Below are 16,891 nucleotides of genomic sequence, written 5' to 3' on the forward strand. Positions count from 1 at the left end.
TCAGAGACGGTACATTTCGCGCGCCATGGCTGCTTCCTCGAATGATTCTTCGCGCCGCGGCGGATAGTAGTCGGCCCGATGCTCGGGCCAATGGGCGCGGCTCTGAATCCAGGTGCCGGCGGCGGTGACCGCGTCGGCGAACTGGTGAGCGCTGTGGCGCAGCCAATCCCGCATCATCTCCGCGGGGGTCGGAACGTGTGCGTGTGTCATGCCATCGACGCTACGAATCCGCCGGGCTGCAGACATCGAGCCGAGGGCTGATCTTGATGTCCGACCACGGTAGGGCGCAGCGGGCGACTGCGGGTGGACGTCCCCGTTGAGTCTGCGTCCACGGCGCAATTGTTCGAGTGCGGTGCGCCCTCAGTTCAGGGTCAACGGGTTATGGGTCCGACGAAATCGTCCAGCGCCGAATCGATTTCGTGTGCCAGTCGCTGTGGCGCGTCCGCGTCGCCGTTGATCAGGTCGCGCAGCGCACGGTGGAACAGGCCGTCGGCCGTCGCGTAGACGATGGCGGGCGTGACGACGACGGCGGACTCGGTGAGCTCGGCGTAAGCGATGACGGCCTTCCAGGTGAGCGCCGCGAGGCTGTCGTCGATCTCGTTGATGCTCTGGGCGAAGCGGTCGTCGAAGAGCGCTTGGGTGCGCAGGTCGTACCAGAGCCGGTGCATGACGGCCGACTCGCGCAGCGAGTTGCTGAGCGCGCTGCTGATGCGGGTCCTGAGCTCCGGTCCGGAACTGCCGTCGATGACGATGGAGTTGTAGCGATCGATGAAATGGTCCTTGTACTGCCGTACGCAGCACATGACGAGGTCGTCTTTGTCGTCGAAGTAATAGTGCAGAACGCCGAGCGATATCTCGCAATGCTGGGCGAGCTCGCGCATGCTGGCCCGCGCGAAGCCAAGTTCAGCAAGCCCACTGGTGGCCTGTGCGGCTAGTACCTCACGGCGTGCAGCGAACTTTTGCGCGCGCGGGCCCGACAGTCGGCCCGCAACGCGGCTCGAGAGGGTATCCACAGGGCTCCAGTGGCGGATGAGGTGTCAGTGAACTGGCGGGAAATTCTAAGTCTATTCCCCTGATCAGGCAGTTCGGCCTGTGACGGCAAAGTTTGGACGATCGTCTTGAAATGCCCCCGAAGAGTGTCGCAGGTCACTATCATGCTCCGCGGGTACTCGAAACTCAACGGGAATGGTGCGCATGAGCGAACAAGGAACCGCCGCGGATTCTGCTGCCGACGACAGGTTGGCGTGGTTGCGAAAATCGGCCGCGGAAGGTCAGTCCGGCGCGGTGGATTCGGCGTGGAGCTGGATCGTCGAGCTCTCCACGTTGGCCGACAACGACGCTGACTCGGCCGAAGCGCAGCTCAACGATCTTTTCCGGCTGGGTACGCCACCCGTCGATCTGGACGGTCCGACCGAGGGCATCCTGGTCATGACGACCACCAACCCCGCGCTGGACACCGTGACGCGGGCCGTCACCGCCCTGTGGATGCCCTGGCAGGGCAAACGCTTCGACTCGGATAGCGGGACCGGGGACAACCGGCTGACGCGCAGCACCGGTCTCGTCGGCAAACTGCTGTGGCCGCTGTACTCGATGCGTGACGCCGAATCGGGCAAACTCGCCTTCGATTTCGACACATACGTCGAAGCCGGCAAGGACGACCCCGACCGCCAGGTCATGGTCATCGACTACGCCAACGTGGAATCCAATCCCCGGCTGGTGATCCGCAGCATCCGCGATGAGCTGGTGGAGCTGGTGCCCGGTGTCTACCTCGGCAAGATCCTGTTCAACACCGGCTCCGACCGGTACAGCAAGATTGGATATTTCGCGCTGCGCACGCCTCGCTGACGGACCTCAGATCACCGACCACTACCGACCAAACTTCGAAAAGGAAACGGCTACACCATGATTCCGTCCCAGTGGCACGAGTACCCCTCCCTCCTTCTGCAGCTGAACGCGCTGGCGAAGACGCGCGACGAACTGCGCGAGCACAACCTCTACGAGGCTTACGGCATGCGGCCGTCGGACGACCTGGGCCAGCCCACCGATGAGGTGCGCCGCGCCCGCCAGCCTGATGGCACCTGGAACGACCTCGAAGATCCGCACATGGGCGCCAAGGGCACCGGCTTCGGGCGCAATGTGCCGCTGTCGATGACCGTCACCGACGTCAAGCGACTGCTCAAGCCGGACCCACGGGTGATCAGTCGCAAGCTCATGGCCCGCGACGACTTCAAGCCCGCCGGCATCATCAACGCACTGGCCGCGGCCTGGCTGCAGTTCGAGAACCACAACTGGTTCTTCCACGGCGACGGTGTGCCCGACAAGACCATCGACATCCCGCTGAGTCCCGACGATCAGTTCCCCGAGAACCCGATGAAGATCCGGTGCACCATCCCGCTGCGCGGTGAGATCGCCGACGGTTGCCCCGCACCGGTTTTCGCCAACGCAGAGACACACTGGTGGGACGGCTCGCAGGTCTACGGCAGTGGCAAGGAGCGCCAGTCGCAGGTCCGCACCTTCGTCGACGGCAAGGTGAAGGTCGACCCGAACGGCCGCCTGCCGGAGAGCGACATCAAGGGTATCGACCTGACCGGCATGCAGGAGAACTACTGGGTCGGCACTGGCCTGCTGCACACCATGTTCGCGCGCGAACACAACGCCGTCTGCGACGCGCTGAAGAAGGCCTACCCGAGCTTCGATGATCAGCGCCTCTTCGAGGTCGGCGTGCTGGTCGTCTCGGCGCTCATCGCCAAGATTCACACCGTGGAGTGGACGCCCTGCGTGCTGCGGCACCCGGCGCTGCAGATCGGCATGAACGCGAATTGGTATGGCGCACTGGGGGAGACATTCCAGGAGAAGTTCGGCCGGATCAGCGACAACGAGGCGATTTCGGGCATCATCGGTTCGCCGACCGATCACCACGCCGCGCCGTTCTCACTGACCGAGGAGTTCGTCTCGGTCTACCGCATGCACCCGCTGATCCCCGATGACTGGAACTTCTTCTCGCTGGAGTCCGGCGAGCACCTGATCAAGGCGGACTTTACCCAGTTGCAGGGCGCCCACACGCGCGGCTTCATGGACAAGATCCAGATGGGCGACATGTGGTACTCGTTCGGCCTGGCCAGTGCCGGCGCCGTGTGCCTGCACAACTACCCGAACGCGCTGCGCAACCTCACCCGTGTCGACGGCCAGGTCACCGACCTCGCAACCCTCGACATCGTTCGCGACCGCGAGCGAGGTGTGCCGCGCTACAACGACTTCCGTGAAGCCCTGCGGATGCCGCGGCGCAAGACCATCGACGACATCACCCCGAACAAGCAGTGGGCGCGGGAGATCAATGAGGTCTACAACGGCGACGTGGACGCCGTCGACCTGCAGATCGGCATGCAGGCCGAGCAGCCTCCGAAGGGATTCGGCTTCTCGGACACCGCTTTCCGCATCTTCATCCTGATGGCGTCCCGCCGGCTCAAGAGCGACCGGTTCTTCACCAACGACTTCAAGCCGGAGGTGTACACCCAGGTCGGATTCGACTGGGTCAACAACAACACGATGAAGGACGTCATGCTGCGGCACTACCCGGAGTTGGAGCCGGTGATCGGAGACGTCGAGCGGGTGTTCGCGCCGTGGCCGAAGCTGGGCGCACCGGTGCCGGGGAAGAAGAACCCGGTGGTGCAGCTGGCCGACTCGGTCCGCGCCTACCTGCCCTGGGGCTGACGAACGATGGCCGAGGATTTCCCGCACGCATCGATCGTCGAAGGCGTTCGGTTCACCGCCCAGATCGGTGTACCGAATGTCCTTCTGGGACTGTTCAACAAGCGAGAGTTGCCCACCCGCATCGCATCTGGGCTGAGTTCGGACTACCTGGGCTACCAGTTGGTCGAAGGCATGGTGCGCAGCTACGGGCCCAGCCCGTTCTACGTCCGGGTCGTCGCCGACGAGGCGCTGTTGGTGCACCATCCCGACGATCTGGAGTTCGTGTTGGGCGGGTCACCCGACCCGTTCGCGTCGGATCCGAAACCCAAACGCGAGGGCATGGCGGCGTTCCAGCCGGACGCGCTGACCATCTCACGCGGGCAGCCCTGGGAGGATCGCCGGCGGTTCGCCGAAGCAGTGCTGGACACCGGCCACCCAGTGCACCGGTTGGCACAGGCATTCGTCGAGAAGGTCGCGCAGACGGTGGCGGGCCTCGGTGCGGGGGCCTTGAAATGGTCGGACTGGAACGCCGCGTTCCAGCGGTTGACCCGCTGCGTGGTTTTCGGGGACAAGGCTGCGGATGACGCCCGGCTCACCTCACAGCTCAGCGAACTGATGTCGGCGGGCAACGGAATGCCCGGCGAGCCGGCGCCCGGCTACCCGGATTTCGTCTCCCACATCGAATCCTACCTGAAGGAACCGGAGCCGGGCAGTCTGGCGGCGCTCATCGCGGAAACCACCCCGCCGGAGACCGCCAGCCCCGCAAGCCAGGTTATCCACTGGCTGTTCGCGATGGGGGACACGCTGGCGGCCAATGCTTTCCGCACGTTGGCGGTGCTGTCCACGCATTCGGAGAACCTGACTGAGGTCCGGGCGGAAATGGCCGCGGCCGACATCAATTCGGGGCAGGGCATCGCGTCGCTGAAGTATCTCGGCGGGTGCCTGCTCGACACCATGCGGCTGTGGCCGACGACGGGGTTGTTCGGCCGCGTCGCGACCCGGGACATCGAATTTCCCTGTGGTGCGGTGCTGCCCGAAGGCAAGCAGGTCCTCATCTACAACGTGTTCAACCACCGGAACCGCGACCGGATCCCTTACGCCGACCGGTTCTCGCCGGGTGAGTGGGTCAGCGGGGACGCTGGTAGCGACTGGTCGTACAACTTCTTCAGCCACGGCCCGCAGGGCTGCCCGGGCGCCGGCCTGTCGGTGTTCCTCGGGCAGGCCTTCCTGGCGCACGTGTTGAACGGATCCACTCCGGTGCTGCGCGGGGCTACGCTGAACCCGCAGAAGTCACTGCCGCACAGTATCGATCTGTACGGCATCAGCATCGAACGCTAGATGGACCAGACGGTCGTCAACGCGACCGTGCCTTGGAGGGGACCCTTGTGACGACGACCGCCGACCATCTCCGCTACGCCCTCGACGGACGTTGGCGCGATGTGAAAGACCGTATTCGGCAAGAGCTTTCCGCTGACCTGTTCAAGCCGCACTACACCCCGGACACCGCGGTGGCCCGGGCCAAGGTCACCGAGCAGATGAAGTACATGGCGTCGCGCGGCGCCGCCGAGGACGCCTTCGCGAAGGGCCACGGCGGCAACGGCGATGCGGGCGCCACCATCGCCCGTATCGAGATGCTGGCCATGAGTGACCTGTCTTTGATGGTCAAGGCCGGCGTGCAGTGGGGCCTGTTCGGCGGCGCCATCGACAACCTGGGCACGGAACGCCACCACGAGGCGTACGTGCGCAAGGCCATCGACCTGGACCTCGTCGGCTGCTTCGGGATGACCGAGACCGGGCACGGCAGTGACGTGCAGTCCCTGGAGACGACCGCCACGTACGACCCGGCGACCGGGGAGTTCGTCATCGATTCACCGACGCCCGCATCACGCAAGGACTACATCGGCGGCGCAGCCGAATCAGCCCAGGTCTCAGCGGTTTTCGCGCAACTGATCACCAAGGGCGAGAACCACGGGGTGCACTGTTTCATCGTGCCGATTCGCGACGAGTACGGCAACGACCTGCCCGGCGTGCGGACTTCGGACTGTCACTACAAGGGTGGACTGCCGGGCGTCGACAACGGCCGCATCCAGTTCGACCATGTGCGGATCCCGCGGGAGAACTTGCTCAACCGCTACGGCGATGTTGCCGAGGACGGGACGTACTCGTCCCCGATCGACAACCCCAACCGCCGGTTCTTCACCATGCTGGGCACACTCATCCGCGGCCGCGTCACGGTCGGTGGCAGCGCGGCGGCCGCCGCGCGCGTCGCACTGGACATCGCGACCCGGTATGCGTTGCAGCGCAGGCAGTTCGAGGCGCCGAAGACCGACGAAGAAGTCCTGATCATGGACTACCTGGTGCATCAGCGTCGGTTGCTGCCGTTGATCGCGAAGTCCTATGCGCTGCAGTTCGCGCAGAACGAGTTGGTGTCCGATCTGCATGATCTGCAGGACGTCGAGGAACCCGACGGTGAGGTGCAGCGGGAACTGGAGGCGCGGGCCGCAGGGCTCAAGGCCGCCGCGACGTGGCACGCCACCAAGGCCATCCAGGAATGTCGCGAAGCGTGCGGTGGGGCGGGATACCTCGCGGAGAACCGGCTCATCGCGCTCAAGGCCGACACCGATGTGTTCACGACCTTCGAAGGCGACAACCACGTCTTGACGCAGTTGGTGGCCAAGCACCTGCTCACGGAGTACGCCGACGACATCAAGGGCATGAGCCCGTTCGAGTGGGTGAAGTTCGCGACGAGCACGGCCCGCGAGCGGGTGCGCCGGAGCACCGGCACCGAGACCATCCTGCAGAACCTGCTCGACACACGTCAGGACAACGAGGAGGAGGGCAGCCTCTTCAACCGCGGCACCCAGGCGAAGATGTTCGAGGACCGGGCCGACTACCTGCTGTCGACGGTGGCCCGCCGGCTCCAGGCCAACTCGAAGGAGATGAGCCCTTTCGAGGCGTTCAACTCGGTGCAGGACCATGTGCTGCATGCGGCGTCGGCGCACATCGACCGCATCGTGTTCGAGTCCTTCGCCGCCGGCATCGACGCATGCACGGACCCTGAAGCCCGCGAGATCTTCGGCCTCCTGTGCGATCTGTACGCGCTGTCGGTGATCGAAGAGGACAAGGCGTGGTACATCGAGCACCGTTTCCTGTCCATGGACCGGGCGAAGGCCGTCACCGCCGGTATCAACGATCGCTGCCGGAAGCTCCGGCCGTATGCCGAGGTCCTGGTGGACGGGTTCGGGATTCCCGAGGAGCTGCGCTACGCCGAGATGCTGCACCCGGAGCGCATCCCGGAAATCCGATGATCCGCAAAAGGTCGTTCTGAAAAAAGTGTCCCCCTGGCGATGACTTGTCGCTCCTAGCTGGTGAAGGGCGCCCACGAGGGCGCCGACCAGCCAAGGAGAACGCCATGACCGCTGCATCTGTCCGTCGCCGCTCAGCCGCCGCTGCCGCCCTCGTCGCCGCCGGGGCCATCGCCGGTGCGCTCGGCGCCGCAAGTCCGGCGAATGCGGGCGTCAACAGGTACCTCGCCATCGCGTTCTCACCGGCGACGGGCCAGTGGGGCTACACGCAGAGCCTGCTCGACGCGAACCAGGCCAAGTTCGATGCGGTCGGTTACTGCCTCAACAAGGGCGGTACCGACTGCCGCGTCGTGGTGTGGGGCGACAACGAATGCGCCGCGCTTGCAACGAGTCCCAACCCGTTCAACCACAGCCTCATGTGGGGCACCGGCGTGGCTCAGACGCAGAAGGAGGCCGAGACGAAAGCCCGGTTGTCGACGTCGTTCAACGCCACTGTCGTCCTGTCGTTCTGCTCGCTGGGGACCGAGCACTGACCAAGAGCAGGAGCCCACGAAATTGCGCGAGTGGCGGTAGCTTCGTCCACAACGAGTTGCGGACGGCGAAAGGAACCGCCATGGATCTCACGAAGAGGGCGGCGCTTTTCGCGGCGGTAGGCGTGGCGGCGGGGATTCTGGCCGCGCCGGCGGCACAGGCCGACATCTGCGACCCATCGGTCACCGTCTGTCAGGGCAGTGAAATCAGCGGCCCGACGTCGGTGCCTGCGGCGTCGCCGCCGGTCATTGCGAGCGATGACGAGTTCCCGTTCGGCGACGACGAGTGGTACCTGTATCCCGGCGCCGGCGTCATCAACCCGGTCCACCCCGGTGGTGGTGGGCATCGCTAGTCACACCATGGCGGGCAACGCGCTTGGTGAGTACTTGCGATTGCGGCGGGAGCGGGTGCGACCCGAGGATGTCGGGTTGGTGCCGGGATCGCGGCGGCGCGTCCCCGGATTGCGCCGCGAAGAGCTGGCGTTGTTGGCGGGCATCAGCTCTGACTACTACCTGCGGCTAGAACAAGGCCGGGACAAGAACCCGTCGGCGCAAGTTCTGGGCGCTCTGGCCCGGGCACTGCTGCTGGATGTCAAGGCCACGGAGTACCTGTACCAACTGGCCCTACCCACCGGAATCCGTTGGAAGAGCGCGGAATCGGAGCGGGTCGCGGCCGGTCTGGACCAGCTGATCGAGCAGTTCCCGATGCCGGCATTGGTGGTCAGCCGCTACCAGGATGTGTTGGCCGCCAACCCGCCGGCGTGTGCCTTGGCACCGGGATTCCGGCCCGGGCAGAACATGCTTGCGTGGCGGCTGCTGGACCCAGCTGCCCGAGACTTCTTCGTCGACTGGGATGAGGCGACTGAGGTTGCGGTCGCCGGCCTGCGGGAGGTCAACGCCGATGCGCCTGACGATCCGTGCCTGCAGCAGCTGGTTGCCGAGTTGTCGTCGGCCAGCGCGCGATTTCGCGAACTGTGGGCGCGAGGCGACGTCGGGTACAGGATCGGGGTCACGCATGTGCGCCATCCGGATGTCGGCGAGCTCTTCCTGCTGAGAAATCGGCTGAACCTGCCTCACTCCGGCGGTCAGCATGTCATAACCTTTCGTGCTGATCCTGGCAGTGACTCCGCGAGAGCTCTTGAGAAACTGCGCGAGCGGTAGGCGTTACTCGACGACATGATCGGCAGCGGCCACGTCGACAGCAGCGGTCACGTGGACGTGAGGGCGGGGCGTGCGGTCGACATTCAAGCTGAGTAGTTCCGGCCGGCTGTAGTGGCCACTGGCGTCCATCGAGATCTTGCGACGACTGATCTGCGCGAAATCGAGGTCGGCGATGACGTGACCTTCGCCGGAGCGCAGTGGCTCGCCGATCACCTGGCCTTGCGGGTTGATGATTGCTGTGAAGCAGCCGCCAGAAAACAGTTCTACGGGGCTGTCGGTGTCAGTCGCAATCTGTTGTTGCTGTTCGAGATTCAGCCAGGCAGTCGAGACCACGACAAATGCGCCCGACTCCAACGCGTGGTTGCGCGCCTGCACCTCCGTCTGCTGAGCGAACATGTCGCCGAAAATCGATCCCGGGTACATCGCTGCATGAATCTGCTCGCCGTCCGCGATCATCGCGTAACGGGCCAGTGGGTTGTAATGCTCCCAACATGCCAGTTGGCCGATCCGTCCGACGGCACTGTCCACTGCACGCAGTCCACTGCCGTCACCTTGTCCCCAGACGATCCGCTCGTGGTACGTCGGCGTGATCTTGCGGCGCCGCTGGATCAGCGTGCCGTCCGCATCGAAGAGAAGCTGCGTGTTGTAGATCGAGCCGCCGTCGCGTTCATTCACTCCGATCGAGACCACCATGCCGGCGCGTCGCGCGGCGTCGCCGATGGCATCTGTTGTCGGCGACGGGACCGTGACGGCTTGATCCAGCAGTCGCATCTGCTCGGGGGCCATGTCGTATGGCCGCTGCAGATATGAAAAGTAGGGGTAGTAGGGCACGAGGGTCTCTGGAAAGACGGCGTAGTGCACTCCGAGCGTGGCCAACTCGTCGATCTTGGCGACGACACGTTCGACGGTGCCTTCACGGCTGTAGAGCACCGGGCTCAGTTGAACTGCTGCGGCTTTGACGATGGTCATCGGTGGAGTCCTAATCGTTTAGTAGGGATGGATTACCGGTCCTGATGACCGGGGTTTGTTCCTGACGGGGTCTGTTGCCAGGTGATGCCTGATGTGTCCCGTCGTTCGACGACTTACGAAAGAACGGCGCGCCTGGCAGCAGACCCTGTTCGGTGGTGGTGGGATTCCGTTGCCCGAGCCTGCCGCAGGGTTGACTTCCCGATGATGGTTCCCGAGCTTTGAGCTCTTCGATAGAACGAAGTCCTGCGGTGCGCTGGAGTCACGGACGGCTAGTGAGATGACGGACCTTTGAGTCCCACGATTAGGGCGCCGCGTGAGTCCACCGGTAACGGCACGACCACAGATCGAAGGAGTGAGACAACATTGGGTTTGTATTGCGGAATCGATTGGGCCACAGCCCATCACGATGTCGCGGTGATCAACGATGAGGGCAAGGTGGTGGCCCGCGGCCGGGTCAACAACGACGCCGCCGGGTTCACCGCCCTGCTGGCCCTGCTGGCCGAGGTCGGTGACAGCGCTGAGCATCCGATCCCGGTCGGTATCGAAACCGACCGCGGCCTGTTCGTGGCAGCGCTGCGGAAACCGGCCGGGTGATCTACCCGATCAACCCGCTGGCCGCGTCCCGCTACCGGGCCCGGTACTCGGTGTCGGGCGCCAAATCCGATGCCACCGACGCGGTGCTGCTGGCCAACATCATCCGCACCGATCCCACCGCGCATCGCGCGTTGCCGGCCGATACCGAACTGGCCCAAGCGATCCGGGTCCTGGCCCGCGCCCAGCAGGACGCGGTGTGGGCCCGCGGGCAGGTCGGCAACCAGATCCGTGATCTGCTCAAAGAGTTCTACCCGCCGCGCTGGTGGCGTTCGACGGCCTCGACGGCGGGCTGGCCCGCCCCGATGCCCGGGCCATCCTGACCGCGGCGCCGACCCCGGCCCAGGCCGCCAAGCTGACCCCCGCCAGGTTGCGCCGGCTGCTGATCAAAGCTGGCCGCCAGCGCTACCTCGACCGCGACGTGACACGCCTGCGTGAGGTGTTCGGCGACACCTACCTGCACCAGCCGGCGGTGGTGGAAAACGCGATGGGCATTCACCTGACGGCGCTGCTGGGCCAGTTCGACGCGGCCTGCGCCGCGACCGATGCGTTGACCGAGGCGGCGACCGCCCATTTTGATCAGCACCCGGACGCCGCGATCATCACCAGCTTCCCCGGGCTGGGGATGCTCGCCGGTGCCCGGGTGCTCGCCGAGATCGGTGATGACCGCACCCGGTTCCCCGACGCCCGCGGCTTGAAAGCGTTCGCCGGATCGGCGCCGATCACACGAGCCAGCGGCAAGAAAACCGTTGTCCTGCACCGTCATATCAAAAACCGGCGACTCAACGCCGTCGGGCCGATCTGGGCCCTGGCCTCGCTGCGCGCCTCCCCAGGAGCCCGCCGGCACTTCGACGCCCGCCGCGCCGCCGGAGACTGGAACCACCAAGCCCAACGGCACCTGTTCAACAAATTCCTCGGCCAACTGCATCACTGCCTGCACACCGGCCAGCTCTACAACGAACATCAAGCGTTTCCACCTCCACTCCCGGCCGCGGCTTGACTTTTAACTTCGTGAGATGTCTTTCGCGGTGGTGCCGGGAATCGGCGGTCTGACCCCTACTCTGCGACGGCCGGAACCCGATGGGGAGGCCTAGATGATCCTGGTATTCGGAGGGACACCATGTGGATCACCTAGTAGGTCGATCGCTCGAGACGGAACTCATGCGTCAAATCGGTTGCAGAATAGGCCGGGCTTCTTTTGGGGGGCTGCGTTTCGGGGTCCGAAAATTGTCATACCCTTCTGCTTTGATGGTGTTATGTCCACCACGGCAATGACTTTCGATGTTGAGTCACCGTCGCCGTGTGAGCGTCTTGATACGTTCGTCGTGGAGATCGGGGAGTTGATCGGTCAGCGCAACGCGATCGATGGCCGGTTGGTGGAGATCGTGGCCGAGATCGATCGTGATGGGTTGTGGGGCGCCACGGGGGCGCGGTCGCTTCCTGCGTTGGTGGCGTGGAAAACCGGGGTGTCACCGCGCAATGCGGAAGTGATGGTGGCGGTTGCGCACCGGATCGAGGAATTCCCGCGCTGCGCCGAGGCGATGCGGGAAGGCCGGTTGTCGCTGGATCAGGTCGGCGTCGTCGCCGAGCATGCCGCCGACGGCTCTGATGAGCATTACGCACAGTTCGCTGAATCTGCGACGGTTACGCAGTTGCGGACCGCGGTGAAGTTGGAGCCGCGCCCAGACCCCGGGCCGAAGCCGGAGCCGGAGCGGTCGATCCGCAAGACCACGCACGAGGACGGATCCACGACATACAAGATTCGGCTGCCCAAGCTGGAGGCCGCCAAGTTCGATGCGGCGGTGGCGTCGCATCAGGATGCGTTGGTGGCGGACTGGAGGCGCGCCCACGAGGATGGGCAACCGTCCGACGAGGTGCCGCCGTTCCCGAATCAGGTGGACGGGTTCATGAGCCTGGTGGAGGCCGGCTGGGACACCGATGTGGAACGCCGTCCGCATGGGCAGCACACCACCGTGGTCGTGCACGCGGATCTCGACCATGAGCGTGCCGCATTGCATTTGGGGTCGGTGCTCACCGATGACGAACTTCGGCTGCTGTTGTGCGATGCGACGTGTGAGGTGTGGCTCGAGAAGCATGGTCAGCCGTTTGGTGCCGGTCGGTCGACGCGCACCATCAGCCGCCGGCTGCGCCGCGCTTTGGAACACCGCGACCGCTGCTGCCGGGTACCGGGGTGCGGGGCGACCCGCGGATTGCATGCGCATCACATCATTCATTGGGAGAACGGCGGGGAAACCGAGCTGCACAACCTGGTGCTGGTGTGCCCGTATCACCACCGGCTGCACCACAAGCGGGTCATCACCATCACCGGTCCGGCTGAACGGCTGGTCGTCACCGACGCCGCGGGCCGACAACTCGACGGCGGCTCCCTCGCGCGGCCACCGACGACACCGTTTCCCGATGTGCCGCCGTGCCCCGGACCGACCGGGGAACGCGCCCAATGGTGGTGGTACCAGCCCTTCGAGCCACCACCCACAACGTCGACCAACTAGCGCGGCTTGCCCTGCAACGCCGCGGGCCAGATGCGGGCCGATAGCCACATTGGTCACTCGCACACCAACTTTGGCCCCCGATTGGCGTTTATTAACCAAGTCGAACTATTTTTCTGAGGTGATCTCCTCAGCTGTTGGCGTTGTTGCCCGCTGGTCTGCTCCCCTCCTGGCTGTCGCCGCCGTCGCCGGCGTGGGTCTGTCCGTCGACCCGGCGCCGCGCGCCGACAACCCGGCGATCCGCCTGGTCGACGACAGCAACCCGCTGGCCGGTCGGCCCTTCTACGCCGACCCGATCTCGAAGGCTCGGGCCGCTGCCGCTCAGGCCGACCCGCCCAGCCCTGAGCTCACCGCCATTGCCAACACGCCGCAGGCCTACTGGCTGGATCAGGCGTTCCCCGCCTCGACCGTCGGCGGCACCGTCGCCGGGCTGGCAGGCGCCGCGAACGCCGCGGGCGCGACGCCCGTGCTGGTGCTGTACGGCATCCCGCACCGCGACTGCGGCAGCTACGCGGCGGGTGGCTTCGGCTCGGCCGACAGCTACCGGGCGTGGATCGACAGCGTCGCGGCAGGCCTCGGCGGCTCGCCGGCGGCGATCATCGTCGAGCCCGACGCCCTCGCCATGGCCGACTGCCTGTCCGCCGGACAGCGCCAGGAGCGCTTCGACCTGATCCGCTACGCCGTCGACACGCTGACCCGCGACCCGGCCGCGGCGGTCTACATCGACGCCGGACACTCGCGCTGGGTGAGCGCCGAGACCATGGCCTCGCGACTCAACGATGTCGGTGTCGCCAAGGCGCGCGGCTTCAGCCTCAACACGACCAACTACTTCACCACCGGTGAGGAGATCGGATACGGCGAGGCGATCTCCGGTCTGACCAACGGCGCGCACTACGTCATCGACACTTCGCGCAACGGTGCCGGGCCCGCCGAGGGCGACCCGATGTACTGGTGCAACCCTGACGGCCGTGCGCTGGGCGTCGCACCCACCACCGACACCGCCGGTCCGCACGCTGATGCGTACCTGTGGGTCAAGCGGGTCGGCGAGTCAGATGGGTCGTGCGGCCGCGGAGAGCCCGGCGCGGGCACCTTCGTGAAGTCGTTCGCGATCGACCTGGCGCGCAACGCAGCGCACTGATTCCGCGCGCCGAGGCGGTGGTTTGGGCCGAAAGGGCGATACGTTGCCGTCATGCACGGGTGTGGCCCTGACTGCGCCGACGGCGTCGACGCGATTTCCCGGCGGACAGCGATCGCCGCTTCGATGTCCGCACTGCTCGGTGGCGCCGCGCTGGCGACGTCGGCCGGCAGTTCGGCGGCGCCCGGTAGCGCCGAGCTGCCGCAGCACGCGCTGATCACGCTCGGGGTCCAGGCGGGCCCACCACCGGTGCCGAACCGGACGGGCATCTCGTCGGCGCTCAAGATTGGCGACGACGTCTACCAGATCGACTGCGGCTTGGGCTCTTTGAACGCGTTCACGAACGCGGGTCTGAGATTCGACCAACTGCGCAGCCTGTTCATCACGCATCTGCACACCGATCACATCGTCGACTACTACAGCTTCTTCCTGTCCGGCGGCTACACCGCATCACCCGGAAAGGGCGCGGTGTCGGTGTACGGACCCGGCCCGGCCGGCGGTCTTCCGCCGAGCGAAGTCGGCAATCCCAATCCGCCGACCGTCGAACCGGCCAACCCCACGCCGGGAATCGCGGCCATGACGCAGGCGCTGCACCGGGCCTTCGCCTACACCAGCAACATCTTCATCCGCGACATGGGCACCGACGACATCCAGAGCCTGGTCAACGTCAACGAAGTTGTCGTGCCGCCCGGCTCCGGCTATCTGAATCGGGCGCCGCGCATCGATCCCTTCCCGGTCATGACCGATGACAATGTGCGCGTCACCGCGACCCTCGTGAGCCACTACGACGTGTACCCGGCATTCGCCTTCCGCTTCGACCTGCTGAAATCCGGTGTCTCAGTCACGTTCTCGGGTGACACCACCAAATCCGACAATCTGATCGCCCTCGCGCAGGGTACCGACATCCTGGTGCACGAAGCCCAGTTCAGCCTCGCCGACGGCGGCAACAACAGTAGGTTCCCGCCCGGCTACCTGGTCCGGTCCCACACGTCCGCCGAGCAGGTGGGTGAAGTCGCCGCGGCGGCAGGTGCCAAGCATGTTGTGTTGAGCCACTATTCGCCCACCGATCTGCCCGACTCGAAATGGCGGGACGCGATCGGCCGCAACTACCGGGGCAAGATCACCGTCGCGTGCGACGGCCAGGTCTTCGCTCTCTGACCTATCCTCGGCCTATGCATCTGATCGCGCTGGAAGAGCATTACGCGTGGCACCCGGCGAGTGACGGCAACGTGGTCGCGACGTGGCTGGAGTCCAACAATCGCACGGGTTTCGACCGGCTCTACGACCGCGGGCCGCTTCGGCTGGAACAGATGGATGCCGCCGGCATCGACTTCCAGATACTGTCCCTCTTCGATCCCGGTGTGCAGGAGTACGACGATGCCGCGGTCGCCGTCGACTACGCGTGCCGCGCCAACGACGATCTCGCCGAGACGGTGCGCCGGTTCCCCGACCGGTTCGGAGGCTTCGCCACACTGGCCACACAGGACCCGGACGCCGCGGCGACCGAATTGCACCGGGCTGTCGTTGATCTCGGTCTGGTGGGCGCGCTCATCAACGGCCACACTCATGGCCGCTATCTGGACGACCCCGCCTATGAGCCGTTGTTCGCCACCGCCGAGACACTCGGTGTGCCGCTTTACCTGCACCCGACCACCCCGCACCCGGCGGTGATGGCGGCCTGGTTCGCGCCGTATGTCGACCAAGGCCTGCACCTAGCGTCGTGGGGTTTCGCCGTCGAGGCGGGCACGCACGCGCTGCGGCTGATCTACTCGGGCCTTTTCGACCGACATCCGAACCTGCAGATGATCCTCGGCCACCTCGGAGAGATGCTGCCATTCACGGCTTTTCGCACCGACAGGTACTACGGACTGGGCGGATCGGGCGGCCGGCTGCAGAAGCTGCCGTCGGAATATCTGCGGGAAAACTTCCATTTCACGACGAGCGGCAACTTCTCGCCGCCGGCCATGGCGTGCACGTTGGCGGTAATGGGCGCCGACCGGGTCATGTTCTCGGTGGACTACCCCATGGACGACAACGTCGACGGGGCGAATTTCCTGGCGTCGTACCCGATGGACGAGGCGGACCGCCGCCAGATCGGTTATGGGAATGCGCTGCGGCTCTTCGGGGATCGCATTCCGAGGATCGGGGGTGCGGGGATCAGTCCCGCGGACGCGCCAGCCAGCTCAGATTGACAGACCTGCTCACCTGGTTGAGCTGGTCGATGGCCTCTTCGATGCGGCGGCGAGGTACCGCGACCCGCCATTCGGGCATCCGTCCGGTCAATCGCAGCGTCTCTGGACTGAAGTCGACGGCTGTCGGCGTGAGCTCGCGAGGCAGCTTCGGAAGCTGAATCCGATAGGCGGGCAGGCGGTTCGGCAGATGCCACCGGGCCCGGCGCAGTGCAAGCAGCCGCGGCTTCACCAACAGCGTGGACCCGTCGATGGTTGCGTCGACCTCGAGGTGGCCGAGGTCTGGCCTTCTGGCCCAACGGATTTGCGCGACGCCACCGGCGTCGATCCGGCCGAGCAGGCGTGGCGAGGCGCGGCCCGGCAATGACGAGGCCCGGTCGATCATCTTGTCGAGCGACCTGGTGGACATCTCGATGGTCAGTTCCAGAGGTGCGGCGACGAGCACCGGGGTGTTGCTCGGTTTGATGTGTGTGTTGTGCAGGACGGCGGTCGCCTTGTCGAATTGCCAACCGTTCCAGACGATATCGGACGCCGAGATCGCGACGGTGTTGAGCTGGCCGACCGAGAGGGTTCGCACGTCGAGGTCGGCGTCGAGCGCCGTCACCGTCAGCGTCATCTCGCCGGACTTGAGCTTGACGGTCATCCGGCGGCCGATGACCTGCTTGCGCAACGTGTCGAACAGGGACGTGTAGGCGCCCGCCGGACCGCTGGTGAGTGCGCTGCCCGCGGCCGACGCCCAGAACGACGACAGCGCGTCCCAGTTCGGGAACGAGTCCCAGGACGGGAACGGTCCGGAGTTCGCCATGATCAATCC

Annotated in this window: 15 protein-coding genes and 1 pseudogene; 12 read left to right on the plus strand and 4 right to left on the minus strand. The window is 65.6% G+C overall.

What is annotated here, in order from left to right; all coding sequences use genetic code 11:
* Positions 1 to 210 (minus strand): hypothetical protein, encoded by a 210-nt coding sequence (locus G6N46_RS18760; RefSeq protein ID WP_138251228.1) that lies wholly within the window; start codon positions 208 to 210, stop codon positions 1 to 3.
* Between the two features lie 161 nt (positions 211 to 371).
* Complete coding sequence (locus G6N46_RS18765; protein ID WP_226520190.1) at positions 372 to 1,013, minus strand: TetR/AcrR family transcriptional regulator; 642 nt, start codon at positions 1,011 to 1,013, stop codon at positions 372 to 374.
* A gap of 181 nt (positions 1,014 to 1,194) precedes the next feature.
* Between G6N46_RS18765 and G6N46_RS18770 the strand changes: the two genes are divergently transcribed.
* The 7 genes from G6N46_RS18770 to G6N46_RS18800 all read left to right on the plus strand — a co-directional run bounded on the left by G6N46_RS18770 (position 1,195) and on the right by G6N46_RS18800 (position 8,686).
* Positions 1,195 to 1,845: a hypothetical protein gene (locus G6N46_RS18770; protein WP_226520189.1), complete on the plus strand. Its 651-nt coding sequence runs from the start codon at positions 1,195 to 1,197 to the stop codon at positions 1,843 to 1,845.
* Positions 1,846 to 1,902: 57 nt separating this feature from the next.
* Positions 1,903 to 3,711, plus strand: coding sequence for a peroxidase family protein (locus G6N46_RS18775; RefSeq protein WP_138251225.1), 1,809 nt, complete (start codon positions 1,903 to 1,905; stop codon positions 3,709 to 3,711).
* A gap of 6 nt (positions 3,712 to 3,717) precedes the next feature.
* On the plus strand, positions 3,718 to 5,028 hold the full coding sequence (locus tag G6N46_RS18780) for a cytochrome P450 (RefSeq protein WP_138251224.1): 1,311 nt from the start codon (positions 3,718 to 3,720) through the stop codon (positions 5,026 to 5,028).
* A gap of 47 nt (positions 5,029 to 5,075) precedes the next feature.
* Positions 5,076 to 6,998 carry an acyl-CoA dehydrogenase family protein gene (locus G6N46_RS18785; RefSeq protein ID WP_138251223.1) on the plus strand — a complete coding sequence of 641 codons (1,923 nt, stop codon included), beginning with the start codon at positions 5,076 to 5,078 and terminating at the stop codon, positions 6,996 to 6,998.
* A 104-nt stretch (positions 6,999 to 7,102) separates the two neighbouring features.
* On the plus strand, positions 7,103 to 7,528 hold the full coding sequence (locus tag G6N46_RS18790; protein WP_138251222.1) for a DUF4189 domain-containing protein: 426 nt from the start codon (positions 7,103 to 7,105) through the stop codon (positions 7,526 to 7,528).
* A gap of 80 nt (positions 7,529 to 7,608) precedes the next feature.
* Positions 7,609 to 7,878, plus strand: a complete 270-nt coding sequence (locus G6N46_RS18795; RefSeq protein ID WP_138251221.1) for a hypothetical protein — start codon at positions 7,609 to 7,611, stop codon at positions 7,876 to 7,878.
* Entirely contained in the window at positions 7,865 to 8,686 is an 822-nt protein-coding gene (locus G6N46_RS18800) for a helix-turn-helix transcriptional regulator (RefSeq protein ID WP_226520185.1), read from the plus strand. The genes G6N46_RS18795 and G6N46_RS18800 overlap by 14 nt, the downstream gene beginning before the upstream one ends.
* A gap of 3 nt (positions 8,687 to 8,689) precedes the next feature.
* On the opposite strand, the gene G6N46_RS18805 is transcribed toward G6N46_RS18800, so the two are convergent.
* Entirely contained in the window at positions 8,690 to 9,655 is a 966-nt protein-coding gene (locus G6N46_RS18805; protein WP_138251220.1) for a nitrilase-related carbon-nitrogen hydrolase, read from the minus strand.
* A gap of 369 nt (positions 9,656 to 10,024) precedes the next feature.
* Here G6N46_RS18805 and G6N46_RS28965 point away from each other — a divergent pair.
* The 5 genes and pseudogenes from G6N46_RS28965 (at position 10,025) to G6N46_RS18830 (ending at position 16,080) form a co-directional block, all read left to right on the plus strand.
* Positions 10,025 to 11,246: pseudogene (locus G6N46_RS28965) on the plus strand (IS110 family RNA-guided transposase).
* Between the two features lie 256 nt (positions 11,247 to 11,502).
* Positions 11,503 to 12,756 (plus strand): HNH endonuclease signature motif containing protein, encoded by a 1,254-nt coding sequence (locus tag G6N46_RS18815; protein WP_174814065.1) that lies wholly within the window; start codon positions 11,503 to 11,505, stop codon positions 12,754 to 12,756.
* A gap of 118 nt (positions 12,757 to 12,874) precedes the next feature.
* On the plus strand, positions 12,875 to 13,891 hold the full coding sequence (locus G6N46_RS18820) for a glycoside hydrolase family 6 protein (RefSeq protein WP_138251217.1): 1,017 nt from the start codon (positions 12,875 to 12,877) through the stop codon (positions 13,889 to 13,891).
* Positions 13,892 to 13,942: 51 nt separating this feature from the next.
* Positions 13,943 to 15,046, plus strand: coding sequence for an MBL fold metallo-hydrolase (locus G6N46_RS18825; protein ID WP_138251216.1), 1,104 nt, complete (start codon positions 13,943 to 13,945; stop codon positions 15,044 to 15,046).
* A 14-nt stretch (positions 15,047 to 15,060) separates the two neighbouring features.
* A complete protein-coding gene (locus G6N46_RS18830; RefSeq protein ID WP_138251215.1) occupies positions 15,061 to 16,080 on the plus strand; it encodes an amidohydrolase family protein in 1,020 nt (339 codons plus the stop codon).
* Here the strand turns inward: G6N46_RS18830 and G6N46_RS18835 are convergent.
* Complete coding sequence (locus G6N46_RS18835; protein ID WP_138251214.1) at positions 16,046 to 16,882, minus strand: hypothetical protein; 837 nt, start codon at positions 16,880 to 16,882, stop codon at positions 16,046 to 16,048. The two genes, G6N46_RS18830 and G6N46_RS18835, sit on opposite strands and share 35 nt — an antisense overlap.
* Between the last annotated feature and the right edge of the window lie 9 nt (positions 16,883 to 16,891).

The sequence above is a fragment of the Mycolicibacterium phocaicum genome, assembly GCF_010731115.1.
Taxonomy (GTDB): domain Bacteria; phylum Actinomycetota; class Actinomycetes; order Mycobacteriales; family Mycobacteriaceae; genus Mycobacterium; species Mycobacterium phocaicum.

Coding starts and splice junctions, on each gene's coding strand:
- G6N46_RS18760 (WP_138251228.1), bottom strand. CDS start 210: ATGACACACGCACACGTTCCGACCCCCGCGGAGATGATGCGGGATTGG.
- G6N46_RS18770 (WP_226520189.1), top strand. CDS start 1,195: ATGAGCGAACAAGGAACCGCCGCGGATTCTGCTGCCGACGACAGGTTG.
- G6N46_RS18775 (WP_138251225.1), top strand. CDS start 1,903: ATGATTCCGTCCCAGTGGCACGAGTACCCCTCCCTCCTTCTGCAGCTG.
- G6N46_RS18780 (WP_138251224.1), top strand. CDS start 3,718: ATGGCCGAGGATTTCCCGCACGCATCGATCGTCGAAGGCGTTCGGTTC.
- G6N46_RS18790 (WP_138251222.1), top strand. CDS start 7,103: ATGACCGCTGCATCTGTCCGTCGCCGCTCAGCCGCCGCTGCCGCCCTC.
- G6N46_RS18795 (WP_138251221.1), top strand. CDS start 7,609: ATGGATCTCACGAAGAGGGCGGCGCTTTTCGCGGCGGTAGGCGTGGCG.
- G6N46_RS18805 (WP_138251220.1), bottom strand. CDS start 9,655: ATGACCATCGTCAAAGCCGCAGCAGTTCAACTGAGCCCGGTGCTCTAC.
- G6N46_RS18815 (WP_174814065.1), top strand. CDS start 11,503: ATGTCCACCACGGCAATGACTTTCGATGTTGAGTCACCGTCGCCGTGT.
- G6N46_RS18825 (WP_138251216.1), top strand. CDS start 13,943: ATGCACGGGTGTGGCCCTGACTGCGCCGACGGCGTCGACGCGATTTCC.
- G6N46_RS18830 (WP_138251215.1), top strand. CDS start 15,061: ATGCATCTGATCGCGCTGGAAGAGCATTACGCGTGGCACCCGGCGAGT.
- G6N46_RS18835 (WP_138251214.1), bottom strand. CDS start 16,882: ATGGCGAACTCCGGACCGTTCCCGTCCTGGGACTCGTTCCCGAACTGG.